Source organism: Burkholderia sp. E168m23, assembly GCF_016586125.1.
GTDB lineage: Bacteria > Pseudomonadota > Gammaproteobacteria > Burkholderiales > Burkholderiaceae > Burkholderia > Burkholderia orbicola.
Genome location: NZ_BCPP01000615.1, coordinates 1 through 4,390, shown reverse-complemented (window position 1 = coordinate 4,390; position 4,390 = coordinate 1). Strand labels below are relative to the sequence as shown.

Genomic DNA, 4,390 nt, shown 5'->3' with positions numbered 1-4,390 from the left:
TCAGGATCTTCACCTGGCCGAACGCGGACGCGCGCAGGATCGCGCGCAACTGCGTGAGGAACATCTGCGGCTCGGACAGGCTCCAGCGGATCGCGCGCAGCCCGAGCGCCGGGTTCGGCGCCGTTTCGTAGCCTTCGTCGAGCGCCTCGAGCGGTTTGTCGGCGCCGACGTCGATCGTGCGGATCGTCACCGGCATGCCCTTCATCCACTCGACGGCCCGCTTGTACGCGGCGAACTGCTCCTCCTCTTCCGGCATCTCCTTCTCGTGCATGAACAGGAACTCGGAGCGGAACAGGCCGACGCCGACCGCGCCGGCCTCGACGGCCGCCTTCGCGTCGTCGGGCAGCTCGATGTTCGCGTACAGGTCGATCTTCGTGCCGCACAGCGTTTGCGTCGGCGAGAACTTCAGGCGCTGCAGCTTGCGTTGCTCCAGCAGCTTCTCGGACTGGCGGTACGAATATTCCTCGAGGACGATCGGCGCCGGATCGACGATCACGATGCCCTGGTCGCCGTCGACGATGATCAGGTCGTCCTGGCGGATCAGCGAACTCGCATGCTGCACGCCGACCGCGGCCGGAATGCCGAGGCTGCGCGCGACGATCGCCGTGTGCGACGTGCGTCCGCCGAGATCGGTGACGAACGCCTGGAACGACTGCGTCTTGAACTGCATCATGTCGGCCGGCGCGATGTCGTGCGCGACGACGATCATGTCGTTCGTGCCGTTCCTGGCCGCGCCGTCAAGCGCCTGCGACGCGGACGGCGCACCGGCGAGCGCCTTCAGCACGCGCTCGACCACCTGCTCGATGTCGGCCTTGCGCTCGCGCAGGTATTCGTCCTCGATGTCGTCGAAATGGCGCGTCAGCAGTTCGAGCTGCTCGGTCAGCGCCCATTCGACGTTGTAGCGGCGCGTGCGGATCAGGTCGATGGTTTCCTGCACGAGCATCTCGTCGCTCAGGATCATCGTGTGGACGTCGATGAATGCACCGACTTCGCTCGGGGTATCGTCGGTCAGGTCGGCGCGCAGCGCTTCGAGCTCGCGGCGCACGACGTCGAGCGCCGTGCGGAATCGCTCCACTTCGGCGTCGGTCCGGTTGGCCTCGATCAGGTAATGGGCGACGTCGAGCGCCGCCGGCGCGATCAGATACGCTCGCCCGATCGCGATACCTCGTGAGACGGGAATGCCATGCAGCGTGAAGGACACGCGCACCTCCTCTGTACAAGTAAAGCCGCGGCACACTGCTGCGATGCGCTTATGACCCCGGTTAGCGATTATAAATTCCGCGACTCCCTGCTGACTGCATGCAGCGCAGCATTGCGCATTCCGCATCAATGCTTCCGACGAAAAAAATGCCGCGACATCCGCGGCATTCTGACTGGAAACGGCAATGATTCCGCGTGGCGATCACTGGCCTTCGCCGAACTTGTCGGCGATCAGCTTCAGCAGCGCATCCATCGCTTCCCGCTCGTCGGGCCCTTCCGTCTCGATCGTCACGGTGCTGCCGATGCCGGCCGCCAGCATCATCACGCCCATGATGCTCTTCGCATTGATCTTGCGCCCGTTGCGTGTCATCCAGACTTCCGACTGGAAGTTGCCGGCCAGTTGCGTAAGCTTGGCCGATGCGCGCGCATGGAGCCCCAATTTATTGACGATGGTGGTTTCTTGTTGAAGCATGATTCTCGGTCGGGTCGGTCGAGGCCGCCGGCGACGGGCGTCGGCGGGTCAGTCTAAAACGGAGCGGTCAGTGCGATTCGGTGCGCGGCTGCGGTTCGGGCGGAATCGGCGCGCACTGGCCGCAGCCGGTCTCCGACGGCGGCGGCGGCGTGCCGGCCGACACCTCGTGGACACCCTTCGCGCCGCCGGACAGCGCCTTGTCGACCAGCTTGTCGAGCGGCACGGTGCGGTAGCAGACGGCCCGCACGAGCATCGGCAGGTTCACGCCGGCCAGCACGCGCACGTTGTCGAGCTTCGCGAGCTGGCCCGCGATGTTCGCGGGCGTCGCGCCGTACATGTCGGTCAGCACGACCACGCCGTTCTCTTCCTTGAGCCGCGCGAGTTCCGCGTGCGCGAAGGCCATCACCTGGGCCGGATCGCTGTCCGCCGTCACGTCGATGCAGCCGATGCGGGCGGGCACGCCGCCGTAGATGTGCGCGATGCAGTCCCGCAGCGCGGTGGCGAGCGGAGCGTGCGCGATGATCAGGATTCCGGCCATGTCAGATCGCTCCCGGCCGCCCCTGGCGGGCCGATACCCCGCGGCGGGGCAATGAGCGTAGCGAGTGTGGAGAACGTTTCATGTTCAGCCTTGCAACAGTGTCGGCCCGACCGCCGGGCCTTCGGTGCGCCGATCACGGCACCGGGCAAGCGGGCATTGTAGCAGGCCGGTCAAGCTGCTCCGGCGACGGGGGACCTGCGCGGCCGCCGCCGGGGTTGCGCGGGAAACGGGTCGGGCCTACGCGGCCGCGCGCTCCAGCGCGTCAATGAACATCGCGGCGACGTCGAAGCCCGTCTGCTCCATGATCTCGCGGAAGCACGTCGGGCTCGTGACGTTCACCTCGGTCAGCCAGTCGCCAATCGCGTCGAGCCCGACCAGCAGCAGCCCGCGCGACGCCAGCACGGGCCCGAGCGTGTCGGCGATCTCGCGGTCGCGGGTCGTCAGCGGCTGCGCGACGCCGAGCCCGCCCGCGGCGAGATTGCCGCGCACCTCGCTGCCCTGCGGAATCCGCGCGAGCGAATACGGCACCGGCTCGCCGCCGATCAGCAGGATGCGCTTGTCGCCGGCCTTGATCTCGGGAATGAACTTCTGCGCCATCACCGAGCGCGTGCCGTCGTGGCTCAGCATCTCGACGATCGAGCCGAGGTTCATGCCGTCCGGCTTCACGCGGAACACGCCCATCCCGCCCATTCCGTCTAGCGGCTTCAGGATCACGTCGCCATGCTCGGCGTGGAACGCGCGCAACCGTTTCGCGTCGCGCGTGACGAGCGTCGGTGCGACGAACTGCGGAAACTCGCCGATCGCGAGCTTCTCCGAATGGTCGCGGATCGACTGCGCCTTGTTGAACACGCGCGCACCCGCACGCTCGGCCAGCTCGAGCAGCCACGTCGACGTCACGTACTCCATGTCGAACGGCGGGTCCTTGCGCATCAGCACCGCGCCGAACGATTCGAGACGGCGCGCGTCGACCGGGCCCGCTTCGAACCAGATGTCGCGATGCAGGTCGTCCAGCTCGCCGACGAACGTGATGCGCCGCACGTCGGCCTCGACGGCCGAGCCCGTCCAGGCGAGATGGCGCGGCTCGCACGCGTACACCGCATGCCCGCGCCGGGCGGCCTCCGCCATCATCGCGTAGGTCGAATCCTTGTAGATCTTGAAATGCTCGAGCGGGTCGGCGATAAAAAGAATGTCCATGCGGGTCCTGTACGTAGCGAAGGTCCGTTACACCTGGATGGCTTCGGGATCGGTCTTTTCCAGTTCGATCGACGACGCGATCAGCGACAGCCGCGCGACGACGCCGTACATGTAGAAACGGTTCGGCGGCGCGGCGCCCGGCTTGGCGCCTGCATCCGGCAGCGCGGTGTGCTCGAAGCCGAGCGGCACGTAGTGCATGCCGGGCGCGTTCAGGTTCTGGTCGCGCTCGCGGCCGCCGTGCGTGCGGTAGAAGCCGCCGACCACGTAGCGGTCGATCATGTACACGACGGGCTCGGCCACTTCGTCGCCGACGCGCTCGAACGTGTAGACGCCTTCCTGCACGATCACGTCGCGCACCGCGAGGCCGGCTTTCGATTCGGCCATCTGCGCGCGCTCGGCCTTCGTCATGCGGCCGATCTCCGCCGCGTCGTGCACGGTCATCACGCCACGGCCCGCGGTGCCCGCGTCGGCCTTCACGACGACGTACGGCTTCTCGCTGATCCCGTATTCGCGATACTTGCGCGCGATCTTCTTCAGCACGCCGTCGATCGCGTCGGCGAGCGCCTGCTCGCCTTCATGCGCCTGCCAGTCGACGCCTTCCACGTGCGCGAAATACGGATTCACCATCCACGGATCGACGCCGACCATCTTCGCGAACTTCTTCGCGACGTCGTCGTAGCACGAGAAATGCGTCGACTTGCGGCGCACGGCCCAGCCCGCGTGCAGCGGCGGCAGCAGGTACTGCTCGTGCAGGTTCTCCAGCACGGCCGGAATGCCGGCCGACAGGTCGTTGTTCAGCAGGATCGAGCACGGATCGAAATTCTTCAGGCCGAGGCGGCGCTGCGAACGCTCGAGCGGCTCGAGCACGATCTTCTGGCCGTCGGCCAGCGTGATCGGCGTCATGTCGGTGATGCTCGGGTCGAGCGAGCCGAAGCGCACGTTCAGGCCGGCCTGGCGCATGATCGTCGCGAGGCGCGCGACGTTTT

Annotated in this window: 5 protein-coding genes; all 5 read right to left on the bottom strand. The window is 66.9% G+C overall.

Translation table 11 applies throughout. The features are described 5' to 3' along the window. Positions 1 to 1,201 (bottom strand): phosphoenolpyruvate--protein phosphotransferase (locus JMF90_RS25980; protein ID WP_201325600.1); only part of this gene is annotated, 1,201 nt, incomplete at its 3' end. 201 nt (positions 1,202 to 1,402) lie between these two features. Continuing rightward, positions 1,403 to 1,672 carry an HPr family phosphocarrier protein gene (locus JMF90_RS25975; protein WP_006477716.1) on the bottom strand — a complete coding sequence of 90 codons (270 nt, stop codon included), beginning with the start codon at positions 1,670 to 1,672 and terminating at the stop codon, positions 1,403 to 1,405. Positions 1,673 to 1,739: 67 nt separating this feature from the next. Then, complete coding sequence (locus JMF90_RS25970) at positions 1,740 to 2,210, bottom strand: PTS sugar transporter subunit IIA (protein WP_006477715.1); 471 nt, start codon at positions 2,208 to 2,210, stop codon at positions 1,740 to 1,742. Between the two features lie 237 nt (positions 2,211 to 2,447). Continuing rightward, positions 2,448 to 3,404, bottom strand: coding sequence for a glutathione synthase (gene gshB, locus JMF90_RS25965; RefSeq protein ID WP_054928066.1), 957 nt, complete (start codon positions 3,402 to 3,404; stop codon positions 2,448 to 2,450). A gap of 27 nt (positions 3,405 to 3,431) precedes the next feature. Further along, positions 3,432 to 4,390 (bottom strand): glutamate--cysteine ligase (gene gshA / locus JMF90_RS25960; protein ID WP_201325599.1); only part of this gene is annotated, 959 nt, incomplete at its 5' end.